Origin of the sequence: Shewanella sp. MSW (assembly GCF_007636515.1) — a bacterium.
Taxonomy (GTDB): domain Bacteria; phylum Pseudomonadota; class Gammaproteobacteria; order Enterobacterales; family Shewanellaceae; genus Shewanella; species Shewanella indica.
On sequence record NZ_LVDR01000012.1, the window covers coordinates 1 to 20,520 of the forward strand.

Here is a 20,520-nt window from a genome sequence, read left to right on the forward strand (position 1 = left end):
AAGACTATTTCGTGGACCGGTAGGCACCTTGCAAGAGCTCAGCTGTTACTGCGAACATTTGGAGAAGCGACGACGGCATTTTGCAACCAGTTGCCAGTACTTTCAAACGGCTTGAACCCCACTCTATCTCAACCGCAGTCATTGAAATCCCCTGAACCATGGGTGGGGCTTGCACGGCTCAAATCTCGCATTTTTGCGTGAAATCGGTTCGATTTCATCAAACCTCTGCAACTCACGGATATCTTTCTACCTCCGGGTGCTCAAATCCCCTAGCGGTGCTTGAACGCAGACCGAAAGAAGATTAAGTTATTGTTTTAAAGTGGGTGGCTTGATTTTTCTTGATTTTTCTTCTCCACGGGTAAGCCAATTAATGCCTTTTTTGAACAATTATATTGGCTGTATTATTTCATTCCGTTACTTTGCCTATGTTTAACAGTTGCATTTGGTTTAAAAAGTTATGCTTCATATCGTAACCAAAAAGGCATATAACAATGCGCCGCACTGGACAAACCGGTGATCGCGGTTTTATTTTTCAAGGAAGATATTATGAGAGTTTGGCTCCTCGCTTTTTTAAGCCTCCTGTTACTAGGTTGCTCTTCGACCAATAAAACTACCTATCAACCTGTTTGTTTTCAATCCGTAGAACAAGCAATAAACATTGGTGAATCTCTTATATCCGCGGGATATTTTGAAAAAGTAAGTTACTGGGTTAACGGAGACCCCAGCATACCTGTTCGTGGGTTGGGTTTGGAATGGGATGGATTCGAACATTCAAAGTATTGTCCCAGCGGAGGATATCCTGTCCTCATCTCTTACCTGGATAAAGATGAACTTGGGAATTCTGAAATAGTAATTAAATGGGCTCAAATAGTTTTTAAAAATATGCTTAAGGAACGAGGCATTGAAACATAACAAGTGACTGTGGCATTCCGTCAATAGGTATTTCGCTAATTGTGATAGCTTTCGCCCCATTCGGGTTCGATTTTTCATCATGGTATTGAGCATAACCAACAACTTTCGCATATAGGCTATCAACGCTACTTAGGGCAGCGGTTATTTCCCGAGGAGGGATTGGTACAATTCTGCAAGAATAGTGTTGCTTGAAGTTGCTTATATTCCCGCAGACATACACCTATTTTCCAGGCGCAGGCGGAACTGTGACCTTCCGAGCCAGGGATGGCGAGGCAGAGCTTACCACCGCATTTGTTCCAGACAAATGTCGGCATACACTCCATCTAAGGAGATAAGGGACGTACTCGAACAACGTCCCTGTTTAACGGCCAGCTCACCATCCCTGGCTCGCGCTCGAAAGCATGTTGCTATGCAACTCTCGCCATGTCACAGGATCGCCTGTGCGAAAAGCGCACCGCAGGTGATTGGCCGCTGCTTAACCACGTTATCTGCGCCAACGGCTGTCGGCGACACCGAGGGGGGATTAGTGCAATACTGTTAGTCCTGAGTAGCTGAAGTGTTCGCAGACATGCACCTCATTTCTAGGCACAGGCGGAACTGTGACTGTCGAAAACAGGGCCGAATTTTGTTCCAGACAAATTAGGCATTTCCTACGTCCTTGTAGGTCAGACGTTTTCGTCGAGCGCCCAAGGATGGGGAATGAATGTACTATTCCCAATCTCAACTTCTGGGTAAAAACAGGGTGAAGCGGGCGCCGCCCAGGGGAGATTGATCTATTTGCCACTGGCCTTGGTAGCTCTGCAGCAGATCTTTGACTATCGCCAGTCCTATACCATGACCTTGTTGGTAGTTATCGGCTCTGACACCGCGCTCGAACAGCTGGTTTTTTTGCTGCTCAGTAATGCCCGGGCCATCGTCTTCGATGCAGAGGTTCAGGCCTTTTTCGCTAACCCAGGTTTTGAGGGCGACTTTGCTGTTTGCTGCCTTGCAGGCGTTATCCAATAGATTGCCGAGGAGTTCGGCCAGGTCGGCTTCATCGCCGTAAAACAGGGCGTTTGTTGCCAGTTCAGCCTCAAACTCCAGCGCCTTGTCCGCATAAATCTTGCCAAGGGTTCGCAGCAGTTTGTCGGCCACGGTTTTGCTGTTCACCCCTTGGTGCCAAGCGCCGCTGCCGGCACTTTGGGCTCGCTTCAACTGGTGGCCTATGCTGGCGTTAATTTGGCTGATGGGCTCTTGGGCATCGCTCGGCAAAGACTTGAGGCTTTGCAGTACCGCCAGCGGTGTTTTCAGGCTATGGGCCAGATCCGACAGGGCGTTGCGATAACGCTGGCGTTGGCGCTGTTCGTTGCTTATCAGGGCATTGAGCTGGGTCGCGACCTGTTGCAGCTCCTTGGGATAGTCGCTGCCGAGATGTTGCCGTTTGCCTTGCTCAACCGCTTCGAGCTCGGCGCGAAAGCGCGCCAGTGGTTTGAGTGTCCACCAGAGCCAGCCCCCTTGTACCAGTAACAGGAGCAGCATTAATAGTCCCAGGTATTGCCAGAGCTGGCGGCTGAAGGCGCCTTGGGTTTGCTCAAAGCCGGTCTGATCTTTGATGATGTGCACGGTAAAGGGAATATCCCGGCCATTATTCGAGGCCGAGGCAAAGCTGGCGCTGAAGCTGTAACTGAAGTGTGGCTTGCCCAGGAGGAGCATTTCGCCAAAGCGGCCTTCTCCGAGTGGTGGGCTTGGAAGCTTGCCCGGAGGCGGCATACCGATAAAGGAAGGCGAATGCCATACCAGTTTGCCTTGGCTACTGACCAAGGCGTAGAGCCCGGATTGATCTATGTTGAACTGTTTGTCCTGTAATTGTTCCGGCAGAACCAGTTCGCCCTGTTCCACTTCTGCCAATGCCAATACTCCATAAAGGGCGGCGCTGAGTTCATCTTTTACCGCGTGGGTCAATTGGGCACGAAAGGCATCGCTCAGGGTTACGCCGATAAGCGGCAAGAGCACCAGATTCAACAGCAGGGCGCTGATCACCAACCGGCCCTTGAGTGAACCGGGCAAAAGCCTTGCAGGCAAGGGCTTCATCAGGGGTTATCTCTGACAGGAAGCGTATTAAGGCGATAACCCTGACCACGCAGGGTTTCAATAAGCCCAAGCGTGCCCTCGGGATCCAGCTTCTTGCGCAAACGGCGAATAAATACCTCAATCACATTGGAGTCGAGATCAAAGTCCTGATCATAGATATGCTCGATAAGCAGACTCTTGGAAGTGACTTCGCCCTGATGCAGCATCAGATACTCGAGCAATTTTTATTCGGAGGCGCTGAGGCTGACGCTGTGTTTGCCAAGTCGCACTTCACCGCTGCTGGTATTCAGGGTGACAGGGCCACTTTGCAGCAAGGGGCTGGCCTTACCGGCGCTGCGGCGGATTAAAGCCTTGATCCTGGCGGTGAGCTCCATGGGGTGGAAGGGTTTGGTGAGGTAGTCATCACCGCCGGCATCCAGGCCTTCCACCTTGTCTTGCCAGCCATCTCTGGCGGTGAGGATCAGCACAGGGTAATCCAGTCCCTTGGCGCGCATCTGTTCAATCAGTGCTATGCCGCTGAGTTTGGGCAGGCCGATATCGATAATGGCGGCATCATAGGGATACTCCGCCGCCAGAAACAGCCCTTCTTCGCCGTCTGATGCCGTATCCAGATTGAAACCTGCCTCTTGCAGATGCTGTTTTAAGTTGGCCTGTAAGGCGGCATCATCTTCTACCAATAACAGTCGCATAAGCTATTTCCTGTCAGTTTGCCTGCAGGCGGCCGCTGCGGGCATCCACAGAGACATAGACAATTCGGCCACTGTCCTGCAGCAGTTTGACCCGATACCCCGGGTTGCCGTTGACCTTCACAGACTGCACCCTGAGTACCTTACCGCCATAAGCCTGCTTCACCAGTCTGGCGGCTTCATCGCCGCTGCGGACTTTCAGCTTGGCCTCCTGGGCCTGAGTCGTTCGTTCCGGCTTGGCAAAGGGGCCAGCATGCAGGGGCTGAGCGAAAGCCAGCGACAGCAATAGCATGCTTGCCGCGATAATTCCGCTTGAGTGATAAGCTTGATGCTTGATTTTACTGCCCCTTTTCATGGTTTTGCCCTTTTGGAAACGCTTGGCCCAGTGTAAAAGATCCCCGCGGTGGATGAAATAGCCAGCCGGGTCTTCACTCTCTATCTGTCCTTCACCCCCGGTTTTCGCTCAGGCCCGGTCAGTTGTACTCCTTCCAAGATGAACATCGGCTGACAGAAACCGTTCATCTCATGTTCACCCAGGCTGACTTTTAATAATGCTAAGGAAGGTGCGAATAAGTCCTCGTGGCCTTCTCTTTTGTAGAGAGTGGCTTGCACAGCAATTGGCGCTCAAGGCATCTGACTGAAGGCATGCCGGGGCCTGTCGAAGTCGGATAACGCAGAGAGCCGGTTGCTGTGAAAGCCCCGAAGGGCGTGGCTTACAGACCTGCCTGCTATGTTGTGCTTCTTGCAAAGGACTAGGGCCATTTGCTGCGAACCACGCCTTGCATCCAGGCCTGGAAGCCGACGCAGAGCACACATGGGACTTGTTCGCACCTTCCCTAAACCCGAATAAGCGCGGGATGCGCCCTGTGGAGAAGCACTATGAAATTATTATCTTACACTGTATTTAGCCTGTCGCTGTTTTTGGCTCTGTTTGGGGCTCTGCCTGCTGCCTATGCCAAGGAGCCTGTCGGCGGACAAGTCTCCATCGGCCAAAAAGCGCAGCAACCGAGCGATGAACAGGATAGCTCAGGCGCGAAGCTACGGGCGGCACAACACAGGCAGTTGCTCAAGCAACTGCAGCAGGAGTGGCAATCTACCGGAGCTCAGGTTTCCGGTGAGCGCATGACCCGCGAGCAGATGATTGCCAATAAACAGAAACTGCCCAAGATCCAAGCCGCGCCGCAGCGGATGGTCTCCACTACTGCCCACAGCTATTACCATGAGTTCAGCTTTTATGAGGCGGCCAGCTACCTTTATGATGATTATGACTCTGATGGCTTTTATCGCAGCTTTGCGGTGCGCTTCGATGCCGATGTTTACGGTAATGATCCGGCCGAGTCTGTGCCCGTTTATGCCGAGCTTTATCTGAGCCGCAACGGCGGTGACTGGGAGCATTACTACTGCACTGAGGTGTTCTACATTCAGGGAGACAGTACCCAGGATGACTTTGAAGTGCTCACCACGTTAGAGAGCGGCTACCCCAGCGATCACTATGATGTGCTGATCGACCTCTATGAACCCGGTTACAGTGACATAGTGGCAACCATAAGTTCTTATGAAAGCAATAGCCTCTATGCCTTGCCGCTGGAGAGTCGCGAATGGGACAGAGATGATGGCGCGACTGTGATAGTCGATGCCGGCGGCAGCCTGTCAGTGCTGGCGCTCGCGAGTCTGGTACTGCTTGGCGGCTTGCGTTACAGACGCGGCCAAGTTGCCGCATGAAATCACAAAATTTAACTACACAGGCCGGGGTCTCTCCCGGCCTGTTTCTTTCCAGGTTCCCAACGGGGGCCGGAATGGGTTAACAAGGTTTACTCTTGTTGGCCTTTTATTTAGAGGCTTGCAGGATCACAAACTTACCATTGGAGGCTATGGTCTTGCAGTTGCCAAACAGGCGCTTGAGCTTGATGTGGTAGCCCAGGTGACGGTTGCCGACCACATGCAGTATGCCGCCGTTCACCAGACGCCGTCTGGCATCGAGGAACATCTGCCAGGCAATATGATCTGTGATGGCCTCTCCCTGATGAAACGGCGGGTTACAGAGCACCAGATCCGGTGCGACGCCGGCGCTCAAATGACTCAGACAGTCATCCCAATAGAAGTGGCCGCGTTCGGCTTCAAAGCCATTGCCCTGCCAGTTGAGCCGGGCACTTTCCACGGCCATCTCTGAGTCATCGACAAAGTGAATGCTCGCCTCGGGATAACGTTTGGCCGCCGCCAGCCCCAAAACGCCATTGCCGCAGCCCAGGTCCACCACAGAGCTAAACTCACCTTCGGGGAGGTTGGCCAACATCAAACGGGCGCCGATATCCAGTTTGCCGGCGGCAAATACATTGCTGAGATTACAGATGTTGAGGCCGAATTCGCCAAGGGGCCACTCGCTGGGGGCAGGCAATTCGCGTGCCTGGCCATCGGCAAAAGCGGTAATCACCCGGGTCTTTTTCCATGCCAGACTGGCGCTGGCCTGGCCCAGATGTTTGCCAATCAGGGCCAACAAGGCTTGATTGATGGATTTGGCCTTGGCGCCAATCAATACCCGGGTACCGGCGGGAAGCATATTGGCCAGCATGGTCAGCTGCCAGGCAAAAAAGTTGAGGTTCTTGGGCAGCTTCAGCAATATGGTATCGGGTACACAAGCAGGCATTTCCCGACTGTTTAGCCAGTGAATGTCGGCATCGCTGAGATGGTTTTTCTCAAGATTCTGTCGAGCGCCAAGGTGGGAAGTGCGGGCATCCGAGCTCCAGTGAATCTTTGCATCTGGGTAACGTCGGCGAATGGCGCACAGCAGGGCTCCAAAGCTGTCGTTGATAATAAGCACAGATTGAGGCGTATCTTCCTCGGCGAGCTGTTTGAGCAGGTGTTCATCGGCGGCATCCCAGGCCTGGAGGTTGGATTCCTGCTCTTCGGGATAGCGGTGCAGAGTGAGCTGAATATCAGCGGCTGAGAACTGGCTAGTCATATAACTGGGCTTAAAGGACGAATTTGCGCGGATTATCGCAAATACTGGCGCTCAAGGCGATATTTGCGAAAGTCTGCCTTGGTCATTATGTAATAAAGAAGGCTTAAGCCGGGCAATAAGCCACAGAGAAGCAATGCCATGAAGTTCAAAGGTGAGTTCAAATATGAGTTCAAAAGAGATACAGCAGTCGCTGTTTGCGCTTGAGCCTGGGTCATCTGCTGAGTCGGTAACAGGCGTGCAGCGGTTTGAGCAGCCGCCTATGTTGCTGGTGCGCGGTTATCTCAATCCAGCCCAGCAGGATGCCATTTGGCGCGAGGCGGAGCATTATCCCCTGACTCGCCCCGAGCTTGAAATATTCGGTAAGCGTCACGCCATTCCCCGTACTCAGGTGTGGTTTGGCGATCCCGGCTGTGATTATCGCTACTCAGGGTTATTGGTCAGGGCGCTTCCCTGGCCCAAATATCTGTTACGGCTAAGGCAAAAGCTGGATCGGGACTGGCAGCTTGACAGCAACGGCGTGCTGGTAAACCGTTATGCCGATGGCCACGACGCCATGGGTTGGCACTGCGACGATGAACCTGAGCTGGCTGAGGGGGCCGATATCGCTTCAATCAGTCTGGGCGCCGGGCGCGATTTTGATTTGAGACACAAGCAAAGCGGCGAGAAGCTGCGGCTCAGGCTTAACTCGGGCGATCTCTTGTTGATGCGCTGGCCGATGCAGCAGGAGTGGCAACATGCATTGCCAAGAAGGCTGAAACTCACAGAGCCCAGGCTCAATCTCACCTATCGGCGGCTCAAATTGGGTTTTCATCCCCCTGGTGGTTGAAAATTGTCGGATTGATCTTTGTTCGCCGACGCAGTAACCTGCCGCCAATCCCAACAGTTTATATCAGGTTTTACCATGTCCGTTGCCCAGACCATAGAGCAGAAGTTGCACCTCGCCCTGACGCCGAGTCATATAGAAGTCATCAACGAGAGCCACAATCACCATGTGCCGCCTAATTCAGAGACGCACTTCAAGGTGATCATTGTCAGTGAAGCCTTTGATGGCAAGCGTCTGCTGGCTCGCCATAGAGAAGTGAATCAGGCATTGGCGGAAGAACTGGCCAATGGCGTGCACGCTCTGTCCATGCACACTTATACTCAGGCCGAATGGGATGCCCAAAGCGCCGTGCCTGAGTCGCCCAAGTGCCGAGGTTAAAAGTCCTAGCTTGATAAACCGCCTCCAGGGGCTGCATTTGTGTTTTGGCGCTGTAATAATAGCGCTTTGAGACGCGAAACCATATAACAGTGCAAGCCTGCTTGCCATCCAAGGGAGAATACCCATGCCATTGTTAGACAGCTTTACCGTGGACCATACCAAGATGGAGGCACCGGCAGTGCGGGTGGCCAAGACCATGAGCACACCAAAGGGCGATACCATTACGGTATTTGACCTGCGTTTTTGCGCGCCCAACAAGGATATTCTCAGCGAGCGTGGCATTCATACTCTGGAACACCTGTTTGCCGGCTTTATGCGCGATCACCTCAATGGTGACGGAGTGGAGATCATAGATATTTCACCCATGGGTTGCCGCACCGGCTTTTACATGAGCCTTATCGGGACACCGGCAGAAGGCCGGGTTGCCGATGCCTGGTTGGCAGCCATGGAAGATGTGCTCAAGGTACAAGATCAAAAGGCTATTCCCGAGCTGAACGAATACCAGTGCGGTACCTATCAGATGCATTCTCTGGAGCAGGCGCAGGATATTGCCCGCAATATTATTGCCGCCGGTGTCAGCGTTAACCGTAACGACGATCTCAAGTTGAGTGAGGAACTGCTGAAGCAGCTCTAATCCCGCCCGGCTTACCTCGCTCAATCAAGCGGCTTGATATTTACTCAAGTCGCTTTTTTTTTATTCGCAAATCAGTTAGTTTACAAAAATATAACATTAAATATGCGGTAACTGCTGATAGGGGATTGGGATATGAGTCAGAGGCGTGGCTTGCTTAAGGTGAGTGCAGTGGCCGTTTTGGTGAGCGGGAGTTTGGCCGGGCAGTGGGCGCGTGCTTCCGAAGCTTTGGCTGCTGACCATCCGGCTTTTGAGCCCGCAGCAATCAATGCCATGTACTATGACTCGGCCGAGCGGCAATTGACTGCCGGTGGCGAGCTTATCCCAACCCTGCCTGGCAGTTTCAGTATCCGCGGCGCCGGTGGCAGCGGCCATTCCGGAATAGCGATTATCGAAGACAGGGTCAATCTGGCGCCGGCACCTTATTCTGCACCTTATTTGTGGCAACTGCCGGATCCCGATACCCTGGTTGCCAGCAGGGCCAATGCCGCCGGTAGCTTGTTCTATGGCGGTAGCGGCAGTTTTGGCGTTTTGGAAACCCAAAGCCTGGGGTTGCAGGAATCTCCGGGCAAGAGCGTGCGGCTTCAAGGCAATGAAGATAAAGGTTGGGGCGCCGAGGGCCGCGGCCTGATTGATGCCGATGATTATAAGGTGTTGCTGCAGGCGAGCCACAGGCGCCAGCAACCCTGGCAGGAGCCGAGAAGCGCCGAGCAGGGGCAAGACGACAGCCAGACCAAGGTCCTTTTCAAGATAGCGGCCAACAGCTTGCCGGGTGCCCGCAGTCGGCAACATACTGAATTCAAGTATCAGTATTCACAGCTGCGGCAGTTTTTGCCGGGAATGGGGCTGACGGCTGCCGATTGGCAACTGAACCCTGAACTGGTGTATGGCGCTGCCACGCAGGATAGACTCAAGAACCGCAGTCACAGATATCAGCTGTCACACCGCGTTGAGCCTAGCGCCGGCTCTCGAGTGTTTACCGAGCTTTACTACCATAGCCATCACAGCTCGCAGTTGCAGATGAGTTTTGCCGATGGCGCCTTTATTCAAGGTGACGTGCTTGAGCAACTGGCGGCCTTGGATGCCGATGCTATCGGCGCGGTTTCATTGGTCGACTTTCGCCGTGATGATGACTTCGAGGCTATGGGGATCCAGACTCAGGCCATTACTCAGTATGGTCGCCACAAGGTGAGTTACAGTGCCCGCTGGCACAGAGACAAGGCCGAGCAGGCCCCCGGCCTGGGGAGTTGGTTATGGCAGGATGGACTGCTGAGTGATACCGCGCAGAGTCTGAGTATCAGGATTGATGACAAGGCCAGTGTCTGGAGCTCGGCGGTGACGGCTGAGCTCAACTGGTCGGCCGTGACTCTGGAGCTCGGCGTCGGCTATGAAGATGTCAGCTTGGAGCGCAGCAGCGAAACCGTGCCGCTTTCAGCCGCGGATTTCTCCGAAAGTGAATGGTTACCCACGGCCAAGCTCAGTTGGCGCGGGGAGGCACTGAGCCTGTTCATCAGTGCCGGCAGGGCCTGGGCGGCGGCGAGCCCCGGCAACCAGGGGCAACGCTCCCAGCAAGCCTGGCAATATGAACTCGGTGGCCGCTTTGAGTCAGGTAGGCTGAAAAGTGCACTGAGCCTGTACCAGCGAGACTTCGACAATCTGCATTTTGACTGCACCGCAAGTAGCTTCTGCGACCCTGCGCTGCGCCTCAATCAATACAATCTCGGAGAAGTAGATGTTAAAGGCGCCGAACTGGCGCTCGATTACCGGCTGGACTCAGGCAGTGTCAATTGGCCCATGGGGCTCAAGTATCATTATACCCAAGCCAAGGCGCAGCATTCGGGTTGCCTTATGCTGAGTGGACCTTGCCTGATGGTCGATGAGCAGTTGCCTTGGTTGCCTGAGCATGCCTTGAGTCTTCATGCCGGTCTGGAGTGGGGCGGCTTTAAGGCCAGAGCTCAGGGTATATATCGTTCAGAAGTGGCAAGCCTTACCCCTCAGGTGACGGCTAAGGACAGCATGCAGCTGGATCTGCTGCTGAGTTATGACTTCAACTCAAAACATCAGCTCTATTTTCGCGCCGAGGATCTGCTCGATGACGCTAGTCCGTTACGTGAAGATGACAGTGGTTTGTTGGCAAGTGTTGGTCGACGTTTACAGCTGGGCTATCGAATGAAATTTTGAAGCAGAGCCTCCCCGGTAAAGCTGTGAAGATGAAATAAGTATTTTCGACTATTTAGTCGATTATTTCTTTAAAAATTAAAGGTATAAATTTATGAGCCAGGACAAAATCCTGCCTTTTGCCTGCTTATCGCTATCTCTGCTTAACTCGTTTGGCTCAATTCTCTCTTGGTCACTTTGAAAGCAGGTTAAAACACTACAATTTTCGTGGCGATAGCGTTTCAATTGGGGTAAAATGCGCGCGACCAGCGTGATTGCGATCGCATTTCTGTGATAAATCTGCGCTAGCTCAACGCTCGATTTTTTTGTGTGAGAGTCGGGGGTTAGCAGGAACGCGGCGCATTGTCTTTCCTTCAAAACGTAGTGCATGTGGATATGATTACAATTAAGAAAGGATTGGATTTGCCTATAGCAGGCGGACCAAAGCAAGTTATCCATGATGGCCCAGCCATTAAACACGTAGCTACTTTGGGTGAAGAGTATATTGGCTTACGTCCAACGATGAAGATCAAAGTGGGCGATAAAGTGCAAAAAGGTCAGGTGATTTTTGAGGATAAAAAGAATCCTGGCGTTAAATATACGGCTTTGGCCAGTGGCACAATATTAGAAATCAACCGCGGCGCCAAACGTGTTCTGCAGTCGGTCGTCATAGACATAGAAGGGGACGACGCCGTCTCTTTTGCCAAGTATGATGCCCAGGCTCTGGATACTCTGGAACCGCAGCAGGTTCGCGATAATCTGATTGAATCAGGTATGTGGACCGCATTGCGCACCCGTCCTTTCAGTAAGGTGCCGGCAGTGGATGCGACAGCAGCGGCTATCTTCGTGACAGCCATGGACACCCAGCCACTGGCGGGCGATCCTCAAGTTGTTATCGCTGAGCATAAAGACGATTTCGTCAACGGCCTGAAAGTACTGGCCCGACTGACAGACAAAGTCTTCGTCTGTAAAGCACCAGGAGCAGACATTCCAGCGGCTAATGCCCAAGTGGAAGAGTTTGCTGGCCCCCATCCAGCGGGTCTGCCTGGGACTCATATCCACTTCTTGATGCCTGCCTCTGCCCGTCGCAGCGTATGGTACCTGGGTTACCAGGATGTCATCGCGATCGGTCAGCTGTTTACCACTGGTGAACTGAATAACCAGCGCGTAGTGGCCATCACTGGCCCCAAAGCCAAGAACCCTCGCTTAGTGCGCACTCTGCTGGGTGCCAGCACACAAGCCCTGACCCAAGACGAAGCCGATGGCCAAGTTCGGGTTATCTCAGGTTCTGTGCTTAACGGCCGTACTGCAATAGGTCCTCATGCTTATATGGGACGCTACTTCCAGCAGTTGACCCTGATTGAAGAGGGTACTGAGAAAGAGTTCTTCGGTTGGGTGATGCCTGGATCCGATAAATACTCCATTACCCGTGCTTTCCTGGGCCACTTGAGTCCTTCCCGACTGTTCAATATGACCAGCAGTACCGGTGGTTCCGAGCGGGCCATGGTGCCTATTGGCAACTATGAACGGGTGATGCCTCTGGATATTCTGCCCACTATGTTGCTGCGCGATCTTATCTCCGGTGATACCGATGGCGCCGTGGCATTGGGTGCGCTGGAGCTGGATGAGGAAGACCTGGCACTGTGTACTTTCGTATGTCCCGGTAAGTATGACTATGGTTCATACCTGCGTGACTGCTTGGAGACCGTCGAGAGGGAAGGCTTATGAGCTTGAAAGATTTTCTTGAGCGTATTGAACCGCAATTTGAAAAGGGCGGTAAATACGAGAAGTGGTATGCGCTCTATGAAGCCGCAGCGACCATTTTTTACACCCCGGGTAAAGTGAACAAGGGCAAGACCCACGTACGCGATAACCTGGATCTGAAACGCATGATGATTACTGTCTGGGCCTGTACTTTCCCCGCCATGTTTGTCGGGATGTACAACGTGGGTCTACAGGCGCAAATCGCCCTGGCCGCTGGCTTCGGTACTCCCGATGTTTGGCAGGTGGGTCTGTTTGAGCTCTTCGGTACTCAGCTGACAGCCGATTCCGGCTGGGCCACCTTGATGTGGTATGGCGCCTGCTTCTTCCTGCCTATATATGCAGTGACCTTCGCGGTCGGTGGTATTTGGGAAGTGCTGTTCGCCTCGGTTCGTGGTCATGAAGTCAACGAGGGTTTCTTCGTAACCTCTGTGCTGTTTGCCTTGACCTTGCCGGCGACTATCCCATTATGGATGGTGGCACTGGGTATCACCTTTGGTGTGGTTGTGGCCAAGGAAGTGTTCGGTGGTACCGGACGTAACTTCCTCAACCCAGCACTGGCCGGTCGTGCCTTTCTGTTCTTTGCCTATCCGTTGAATATGTCCGGTGACACTTCTTGGGTCGTTGCCGACGGTTTCTCCGGCGCTACCGCGCTGAGTCAAGCGGCTTCAGGTACTCTGGACTACGCCTTCAACCAGAACTGGTGGGACGCCTTCTTTGGCTTTATTCCTGGTTCTGTCGGTGAAGTCTCTACCCTGGCTATCCTGCTCGGTGGTCTGGTTATCATCTATACCCGTATCGCTTCCTGGCGCATTGTCGGCGGCGTGATGGTCGGTATGATTGCCGTATCTCTGTTGCTGAACCTGGTCGGTTCTGAAACCAACCATATGTTTGCCATGCCTTGGTACTGGCACCTGGTTCTGGGTGGCTTTGCCTTCGGTATGATGTTTATGGCCACTGACCCAGTGTCGGCTTCCTTCACCAACCAGGCCAAATGGGCTTACGGTATCCTGATAGGTGCCATGGCAGTATTTATCCGTGTCATCAACCCTGCATTCCCTGAGGGCATGATGCTGGCGATTCTGTTTGCCAACCTGTTTGCGCCACTGTTTGACCATTTTGTAGTCCAGGCAAACATCAAGCGGAGGATTGCTCGTGGCTAGTAATAAGGATTCGTTCGGAAGAACGCTATTTGTTGTCGTTGGCCTGTGTCTTGTCTGCTCGATTTTCGTATCGACCGCAGCGGTACTGCTCAAGCCAACCCAGCAGGAAAACAAGCTGCTGGATAAGCAGAAGTTTATTCTGGAAGCCGCCAATCTGATCGATACCAAATCCGGCAAGGTCAGCAAAGATGTGGTTTTGGAAACTTACAAGAAGTATGTTGAAGCCAAGGTTATCGAGCTGAAAACCGGTGACGAAGTCACAGATATCAACGGCGATACCTATGATCAACAGAAAGCCTCTCGTGATCCTGCCACCTCTGTGGTGCCTGAGCATGACATTGCTTCGGTTAAGCGGATTGCCAAAAACGCCGTGGTTTATCTGGTGCGTGATGATGCCGGTAAAGTGACCAGCGTTATCCTGCCGGTTCATGGCTATGGCCTGTGGTCAACCATGTACGCCTTCCTGGCTTTGGAACCTGACATGAACACCATCCAGAACCTGGTTTATTACAACCAAGGGGAAACCCCGGGACTGGGCGGTGAAGTTGAAAATCCAAGCTGGAAAGCCAAATGGCAGGGTAAGAAGCTATTTGACGAGCAGGGTAACATAGCTATTACTGTGACCAAAAACCCCGCCGTTGCCGAGTCAGCTCATGGTGTTGATGCCTTGTCTGGTGCAACCCTGACCAGTAATGGTGTTCAGCACTCGCTGACATTCTGGCTGGGCGAGGAAGGTTTTGCTCGCTTTATTGAAAAAGCACGCAATGGAGGATTGAGCTAATGGCCGATAGTAAAGAACTCAAACAGGTTCTCACCGGACCTATAGTCAGCAATAACCCTATTGCGCTGCAGATCCTCGGGGTGTGTAGTGCCCTGGCGGTAACCAGTAAGCTGGAAACCGCATTGGTTATGACCATAGCACTGACGGCGGTAACCGCGTTTTCCAACCTGTTTATCTCCATCATACGTAACCATATTCCTGCCAGTGTGCGGATTATCGTGCAGATGACCATTATTGCTTCGTTGGTAATCGTGGTGGATCAGGTGTTGCAGGCATACGCTTATGACATCGCCAAGCAGCTGTCGGTATTCGTTGGTTTGATTATTACCAACTGTATCGTGATGGGTCGCGCCGAGGCCTATGCGATGAAGACCCCGCCGCTGATGAGCTTTATGGATGGTATAGGTAATGGCCTGGGTTATGGTCTGGTACTGATGAGCGTAGGTTTTGTCCGTGAACTCTTTGGTAACGGTTCGCTGTTTGGCGTCGAGATACTTTCCAAAGTATCAGACGGTGGCTGGTATCAGCCCAACGGCCTGTTACTGCTGCCGCCAAGTGCCTTCTTCCTGATCGGTATTCTGATTTGGATAATCCGCACTTATAAGCCAGAGCAAGTAGAAGCAAAAGGGTAAGCGCGATGGAACATTATATCAGTTTGTTAATTCGCTCTGTTTTCATCGAAAACATGGCACTGGCCTTCTTCCTGGGGATGTGTACCTTCTTGGCAGTTTCCAAGAAAGTGAAGACGGCCATGGGGCTTGGGGTTGCGGTTATCGTGGTGCTGACCATTTCAGTACCTGTTAACCAGATAATCTATCAAGGTATTCTGGCTCCTGGCGCACTGGCTTGGGCAGGTGTACCGGATGCCGATCTGAGCTTCCTTAAGTTCATTACCTTTATCGGTGTTATCGCAGCCTTGGTTCAGATCCTGGAAATGGCTCTGGATAAGTACTTCCCGCCACTCTACAACGCCTTGGGGATCTTCCTGCCGCTGATCACAGTAAACTGTGCGATTTTCGGTGCGGTATCTTTCATGGTTGAACGTGACTACAACCTGGGTGAGAGCCTGGTGTTCGGTTTCGGTTCCGGTTTTGGCTGGGCATTAGCTATCGTCCTGTTGGCCGGTATCCGTGAGAAGCTGAAGTATGCTGATGTGCCTAATGGTCTGCGTGGTCTGGGTATTACCTTTATCACTGCAGGTCTGATGGCCTTAGGTTTCATGTCGTTCTCTGGTGTGTCCCTTTAAGGGGCACCAAGCGGCTTCCGAAATTGAACCTCTAAGGATAAGTTAATGGATATTCTTGGTATTTTTAAGTCTACTCCGCTCGAGGTTTACCTCGGTGTGAGTATGTTTACCGCGATAGTTCTGATCCTGGTACTGGTGATCCTGTTCGCCAAATCCAAGTTGGTCTCCAGCGGTGATATTACTATTGGCATCAACGGTGACCCAGACAAGGCGATTACCACTGCTGCCGGTGGCAAGTTGCTGGGCGTTTTGGCCAACAACGGTATTTTCGTGTCATCTGCTTGTGGTGGCGGTGGCTCTTGTGGTCAGTGTCGTGTCAACGTTAAGTCCGGTGGCGGTGATATTCTGCCAACCGAACTGGATCACATCAGCAAGGGTGATGCCCGTAAGGGTTGCCGTCTGTCTTGTCAGGTTAACGTCAAGTCAGATATGGAAATTGAGCTGGACGAAGAGATCTTCGGCATCAAGAAGTGGGAATGTACTGTTATCTCCAACGATAACAAGGCAACCTTCATTAAAGAGCTCAAGCTGCAGATCCCTGATGGCGAGTCTGTACCTTTCCGTGCAGGTGGTTATATTCAGATTGAAGCCCCTGCTCACCATGTGAAGTATAAAGACTTCGATATTCCAGCAGAGTATCGTGGTGACTGGGAACACTTTGGTTTCTTCAACCTGGAATCCAAGGTTGATGAAGAAACCATTCGTGCATACTCTATGGCCAACTATCCGGAAGAGTTCGGTATTATCATGCTGAACGTGCGGATTGCCACGCCTCCACCACGGAATTTGAGTCTGCCTTGTGGTAAGATGTCGTCTTACATCTGGAGTCTCAAGCCAGGTGATAAAGTCACTATCTCCGGCCCATTCGGTGAGTTCTTTGCCAAAGATACCGATGCTGAAATGGTCTTTATCGGCGGTGGTGCAGGTATGGCGCCTATGCGTTCTCATATCTTCGACCAGCTCAAGCGTCTTAAGTCCAAGCGTAAGATGAGCTTCTGGTACGGTGCTCGTTCCAAGCGCGAAATGTTCTATGTTGAAGATTTCGATGGCCTGGCGGCAGAGAATGATAACTTTGTCTGGCATGTGGCCCTGTCCGATCCTCAGCCTGAGGACAATTGGGATGGCTACACTGGCTTCATTCACAACGTGCTCTATGAGAACTACCTCAAGTCGCACGAAGCCCCTGAAGATTGCGAGTTCTACATGTGTGGACCTCCAATGATGAACGCAGCGGTAATTGCTATGCTGAAAGATCTTGGCGTTGAAGATGAAAATATCCTCTTGGATGACTTCGGTGGCTAAGCATTAGTTCATTCCCTGGCACTGCCTTTGGGCAGTGCCAGTTTGTAAGGGAAATTCATAGTATGCAGTTCAAGACCGCTAAGTTTACAACGCTGGCAAATTGGCTGGTCCTCATAGGATTGGCCTTTTTTGTTTCTGGGTGCAGTAGTCAGGATGATGTGATTGCACTCTCCGGCAGCACCATGGGCACCACTTATCACATTAAGGTGGTCAACAGTGAGCGCTTGCCGGATGCTCAGTTGTTACAGGCTGAAATCGATATGGCGCTGGAGCAGGTGAACGACCAGATGTCGACCTACAGGCCCGACTCCGAGCTTTCACGTTTCAATCAGCTCAAGCCAGGCCAAAGCCAGGCCGTTTCCGCCGATACCATTACCAATATTCGTGAAGGAATTAGACTATATCAGCTCACCGACGGCGCGCTCGATATTACCCTGGGACCCTTGGTCAACCTGTGGGGGTTTGGCCCGGATAAGCGGCCTTTGGAAGTGCCTTCTGCCGAGCAGATAGCCAACGCCAAGGCAAGAATGGGCATAGATGCCATTCAAATAGAAGGGGACCGGCTCAGCAAGACTCAGTCCAGCGTCTATGTGGACTTGTCATCCATAGCCAAAGGGTTTGGGGTCGATAAAGTGGCTCATTTGCTGGATAAGTATCAGCCCAAAGGTTATCTGGTGGAGATTGGCGGTGAGATCAGCGTCAAGGGAAGCAAAGGCGATGGCAAACCCTGGCGGGTGGCGATAGAGCAGCCGGCGGATAATGGCCTGGCCGTGCAACAGGTGATAGAGCCGGGCACCATGGCCATGGCGACCTCGGGTGATTATCGCAACTACTATGAGGAAGACGGACAGCGCTTTACTCATATTATTGACCCCCGCAGCGGCTTTCCGGTAGAGCACAGACTGGCCTCTGTCACAGTGTTGCACCCTCAGTGTATGACGGCCGATGGTTTCGCCACTGCCATGATGGTGATGGGCACAGAAGCCTCACTGGCCCTGGCCGAAAAGGAAAAGCTGGCCATCATGCTGATTGAAAAACAGGACGAAGGGTTTAAGGTATACTATAGCTCTGCGTTTAAAGCCTTCGTTGACTAGAGTAATTGGAGCCTTTATGAGTACTTTTATTGCAGCCTTTGTGATACTGCTGGCATTTTTCCTGCTGATGTCTGTGGGCTATTTAATCAAGCGCAAGGCGGTGCAGGGTAGCTGTGGTGGCCTCGGGGTCTTGGGCATAGAAAAAGCCTGTGATTGTGATGAGCCATGTGATAAACGCAAGGCCCGTGAAGCGGCAGAAGAAGCCCGGCGCGAGCGTTTAACCAAAGATAGAATTATTTGAAAAAGGGCCTCTTCGGATGCCTTTTCTTCGTCCATCGTTCTCGTCAATTTCTCTTGTACTACACTCTGTGGCATGGACAAGCGCTCTGTAGAGGAGATATGCCGATGAACCGGGAACCGGAAGCTATTCTCGATTCTGTGGTACAACTGACCGAGCAGCGGCAGTTGGATTCGCTGGCCGAGAGCCTGGTGTCCACTGTATCGCAAATGCTCAGTATAGATGAGGTGTGTATCCTGGATGTGGATAAGCTGACCAAGCGTAAAGGGGGCCTGGATGGCCAGCGCAATGTCAGTAGCGCCAGCTTGGCGGTGTCGGTCAAACTCTGTATTGAACAACGAAGGGAGATCTGTTTTTCCAACGGTTTGCATCAGGAGTTGGCCGTTCCTATTATCATCAATGACAAACTCACCAAGGTGCTCTTGGTCAGCGCGCCTTTATTGACTGAGCAAGACAGGGTTCTACTCAGAGGTTTCGCCAAGGTCTATGAGAACTATTTTCACATAGTGGTGGAGAGTGAAACCGACAGCCTGACCAATTTATTAAACCGCAAGGCCTTTTTGCCACAGCTTTATAGCTCGGTGGAGATTGCCTGCGACCTCCTGCAGGAGCAAGCGCAGGCAAGTCAGGATGCCGACGAGGAGCTCAAGTTGTGGATCTGCATCTTCGATATAGATTACTTCAAAAAAATCAACGATACCTTTGGTCACCTCTATGGCGATGAAGTCTTGTTGCAGGTTTCGGCGCTGATGAAACAGGTGTTCAGTGCTCAGGATCTTATGTTCCGTTTCGGCGGTGATGAGTTTGTTATCTTGCCGGCGCCGCGCAGCCGCAGGGCACTTATCGAATTGTGTCAGGAGTTCACCCAGAATTTGGCTCAATTGCAGCAGGAGCGTTTAGGCGGGATCCGCATCTCTATGGGCATTGTGGGAATCGATCCCCGGGTTGATCCCGGCACCTTGCTCAATCAGGCTGACAATGCACTGTATTTTGTTAAAGGCAATGGCCGTAACCAAGTAGCGTTTTATGGGCAACTGCTGGCGGAAGGCAAGCTCGAAGGACCACAAATTGAGGATGATATTGAGCTTTTTTAATCACTTGAACACAAAGTTTTCTTGCTAATCATAGTCAAAATGATAATGGTTGCCTTTTGTAAGTTGGTGAAATTAAAGGTTAATTTGTAATGCCTCCTACTTTAGGCTAGGCTGGGAAAACTTGACTTGGATCAAGTTTAATCAAAGCTAAAGGACGAGACAATGAAAGGTCATCCCAAAGTGGTTTCCCAGCTCAACAAGGTGTTGACCTGTGAGCTGACAGCCATCAATCAGTACTTCCTTCATGCCCGCATGTTCAAGAACTGGGGCCTGGAAGGACTCAACCATAAAGCCTACAAGAAATCGATTCAGGATATGAAACACGCCGACAAGCTTATCGAGCGGGTGTTGTTTCTCGAAGGTCTGCCCAACTTGCAACAGCTGGACAAGCTGCGCATAGGTGAACACAGCGAAGAGATGCTGGCCTGTGACAAACAGATGCTGGAAGAACAACTGACAGTGCTGCGTGATGCCATTGCCTTGTGTGAGGCTGAGCGTGATTATGTCAGTCGCGATATCCTTGAGGATCTGCTGGAAGATGAAGAGGAACATCTGGATTGGCTGGAAGCTCAGTTTGAGCTGATAGGCCTGACCGGACTGGCTAACTATCTGCAATCACAGATTGAGACAGAATAAGGAGACAGATATGAAAGGCCATCAGCAAGTCATAGATGTGCTCAATAAGCTGCTGACCGGGGAGCTGTCGGCAATGGATCAGTATTTCGTACATGCCCATATGTATGAAGACTGGGGGCTGAATGAGCTCTATGAGCGAATTAAACATGAGTCGGATGATGAAAGAGAGCATGCCGCCAAGTTGATTGCGCGGATCCTGTTTCTGGAAGGCACTCCGGATGTTGCCAGTCGCGACGCTCTCACCATAGGCAAGAATGTGCAGGAGATGCTCCACAACGACTTGCAATATGAATACAAGGTTGCTGCCAACCTGAGAGAAGCCATTACCTTGTGTGAGCAACTCAAGGACTATCAGAGCCGGGAGTTATTGGAGCTATTACTGGAAGAAACCGAAGACGACCACATGTATTGGCTGGAGAAACAGCTGGGCCTTATTGGCAAGGTTGGGCTACAGAATTACATCCAGTCCAAGATGTAACGGTATCAAAGCCACTACGACAAGAGCCGCTATTGCGGCTCTTTTGCTATCTGATGTTGCATTGAACCTGAATTAAATTGAATGCACTTAAGTTGGGCAATAAGGCACTGA

At 51.9% G+C, this 20,520-nt stretch carries 20 protein-coding genes and 1 pseudogene; 17 read left to right on the plus strand and 4 right to left on the minus strand.

Annotation, left to right across the window (positions count from 1 at the left end):
* The first annotated feature begins 546 nt into the window (after positions 1-546).
* Complete coding sequence (locus AYI96_RS13695) at positions 547-912, plus strand: hypothetical protein (RefSeq protein WP_144361797.1); 366 nt, start codon at positions 547-549, stop codon at positions 910-912.
* 720 nt (positions 913-1,632) lie between these two features.
* Here the strand turns inward: AYI96_RS13695 and AYI96_RS13700 are convergent.
* From AYI96_RS13700 to AYI96_RS13710, 3 genes and pseudogenes are all read right to left on the minus strand, one after another.
* Positions 1,633-2,982: an ATP-binding protein gene (locus AYI96_RS13700; RefSeq protein ID WP_144361798.1), complete on the minus strand. Its 1,350-nt coding sequence runs from the start codon at positions 2,980-2,982 to the stop codon at positions 1,633-1,635.
* A pseudogene (locus AYI96_RS13705) lies at positions 2,982-3,671 on the minus strand (response regulator transcription factor). The gene AYI96_RS13700 and the pseudogene AYI96_RS13705 overlap by 1 nt, the downstream one beginning before the upstream one ends.
* A 13-nt stretch (positions 3,672-3,684) precedes the next feature.
* Positions 3,685-4,023, minus strand: a complete 339-nt coding sequence (locus tag AYI96_RS13710; protein WP_233962558.1) for a PepSY domain-containing protein — start codon at positions 4,021-4,023, stop codon at positions 3,685-3,687.
* Between the two features lie 524 nt (positions 4,024-4,547).
* On the opposite strand from AYI96_RS13710, the gene AYI96_RS13715 reads away from it, so the two are divergent.
* Complete coding sequence (locus tag AYI96_RS13715; protein WP_144361799.1) at positions 4,548-5,390, plus strand: choice-of-anchor H family protein; 843 nt, start codon at positions 4,548-4,550, stop codon at positions 5,388-5,390.
* Between the two features lie 106 nt (positions 5,391-5,496).
* Here AYI96_RS13715 and AYI96_RS13720 read toward each other — a convergent pair whose 3' ends face one another.
* Entirely contained in the window at positions 5,497-6,627 is a 1,131-nt protein-coding gene (locus AYI96_RS13720; protein ID WP_144361800.1) for a methyltransferase, read from the minus strand.
* Positions 6,628-6,790: 163 nt separating this feature from the next.
* Here AYI96_RS13720 and AYI96_RS13725 point away from each other — a divergent pair, with 163 nt between their 5' ends.
* From AYI96_RS13725 to bfr (AYI96_RS13795), 15 genes are all read left to right on the plus strand, one after another.
* The gene (locus tag AYI96_RS13725) at positions 6,791-7,453 is read left to right on the plus strand and encodes an alpha-ketoglutarate-dependent dioxygenase AlkB family protein (RefSeq protein WP_144361801.1); all 663 of its coding nucleotides are present in this window, start codon (positions 6,791-6,793) and stop codon (positions 7,451-7,453) included.
* A 75-nt stretch (positions 7,454-7,528) separates the two neighbouring features.
* Positions 7,529-7,828, plus strand: a complete 300-nt coding sequence (locus AYI96_RS13730) for a BolA family protein (protein ID WP_039033687.1) — start codon at positions 7,529-7,531, stop codon at positions 7,826-7,828.
* Between the two features lie 124 nt (positions 7,829-7,952).
* The gene (gene luxS / locus AYI96_RS13735) at positions 7,953-8,462 is read left to right on the plus strand and encodes an S-ribosylhomocysteine lyase (RefSeq protein WP_025011876.1); all 510 of its coding nucleotides are present in this window, start codon (positions 7,953-7,955) and stop codon (positions 8,460-8,462) included.
* 132 nt (positions 8,463-8,594) lie between these two features.
* Complete coding sequence (locus AYI96_RS13740; protein WP_144361802.1) at positions 8,595-10,640, plus strand: TonB-dependent receptor; 2,046 nt, start codon at positions 8,595-8,597, stop codon at positions 10,638-10,640.
* A gap of 372 nt (positions 10,641-11,012) precedes the next feature.
* Positions 11,013-12,344 carry a Na(+)-translocating NADH-quinone reductase subunit A gene (locus tag AYI96_RS13745; RefSeq protein WP_039033688.1) on the plus strand — a complete coding sequence of 444 codons (1,332 nt, stop codon included), beginning with the start codon at positions 11,013-11,015 and terminating at the stop codon, positions 12,342-12,344.
* Positions 12,341-13,540 carry an NADH:ubiquinone reductase (Na(+)-transporting) subunit B gene (locus AYI96_RS13750; RefSeq protein WP_039033611.1) on the plus strand — a complete coding sequence of 400 codons (1,200 nt, stop codon included), beginning with the start codon at positions 12,341-12,343 and terminating at the stop codon, positions 13,538-13,540. Before AYI96_RS13745 ends, AYI96_RS13750 begins: the two co-directional genes overlap by 4 nt.
* Positions 13,533-14,321 (plus strand): Na(+)-translocating NADH-quinone reductase subunit C, encoded by a 789-nt coding sequence (locus AYI96_RS13755; RefSeq protein ID WP_039033612.1) that lies wholly within the window; start codon positions 13,533-13,535, stop codon positions 14,319-14,321. The genes AYI96_RS13750 and AYI96_RS13755 overlap by 8 nt, the downstream gene beginning before the upstream one ends.
* Positions 14,321-14,953, plus strand: coding sequence for an NADH:ubiquinone reductase (Na(+)-transporting) subunit D (locus AYI96_RS13760; RefSeq protein WP_039033613.1), 633 nt, complete (start codon positions 14,321-14,323; stop codon positions 14,951-14,953). Before AYI96_RS13755 ends, AYI96_RS13760 begins: the two co-directional genes overlap by 1 nt.
* 5 nt (positions 14,954-14,958) lie before the next feature.
* Entirely contained in the window at positions 14,959-15,567 is a 609-nt protein-coding gene (gene nqrE / locus AYI96_RS13765; RefSeq protein ID WP_039033614.1) for an NADH:ubiquinone reductase (Na(+)-transporting) subunit E, read from the plus strand.
* 45 nt (positions 15,568-15,612) lie between these two features.
* Complete coding sequence (nqrF, locus tag AYI96_RS13770; protein WP_039033615.1) at positions 15,613-16,869, plus strand: NADH:ubiquinone reductase (Na(+)-transporting) subunit F; 1,257 nt, start codon at positions 15,613-15,615, stop codon at positions 16,867-16,869.
* A 62-nt stretch (positions 16,870-16,931) separates the two neighbouring features.
* The gene (locus AYI96_RS13775) at positions 16,932-17,963 is read left to right on the plus strand and encodes an FAD:protein FMN transferase (protein WP_071475608.1); all 1,032 of its coding nucleotides are present in this window, start codon (positions 16,932-16,934) and stop codon (positions 17,961-17,963) included.
* Positions 17,964-17,979: 16 nt separating this feature from the next.
* Positions 17,980-18,204, plus strand: a complete 225-nt coding sequence (nqrM, locus tag AYI96_RS13780; protein WP_025011868.1) for a (Na+)-NQR maturation NqrM — start codon at positions 17,980-17,982, stop codon at positions 18,202-18,204.
* 104 nt (positions 18,205-18,308) lie between these two features.
* Entirely contained in the window at positions 18,309-19,295 is a 987-nt protein-coding gene (locus tag AYI96_RS13785) for a GGDEF domain-containing protein (protein WP_039033617.1), read from the plus strand.
* 162 nt (positions 19,296-19,457) lie between these two features.
* Positions 19,458-19,931: a bacterioferritin gene (gene bfr, locus AYI96_RS13790; protein WP_039033618.1), complete on the plus strand. Its 474-nt coding sequence runs from the start codon at positions 19,458-19,460 to the stop codon at positions 19,929-19,931.
* Between the two features lie 10 nt (positions 19,932-19,941).
* The gene (gene bfr / locus AYI96_RS13795) at positions 19,942-20,409 is read left to right on the plus strand and encodes a bacterioferritin (protein ID WP_039033619.1); all 468 of its coding nucleotides are present in this window, start codon (positions 19,942-19,944) and stop codon (positions 20,407-20,409) included.
* The last annotated feature ends 111 nt before the right edge of the window (positions 20,410-20,520 follow it).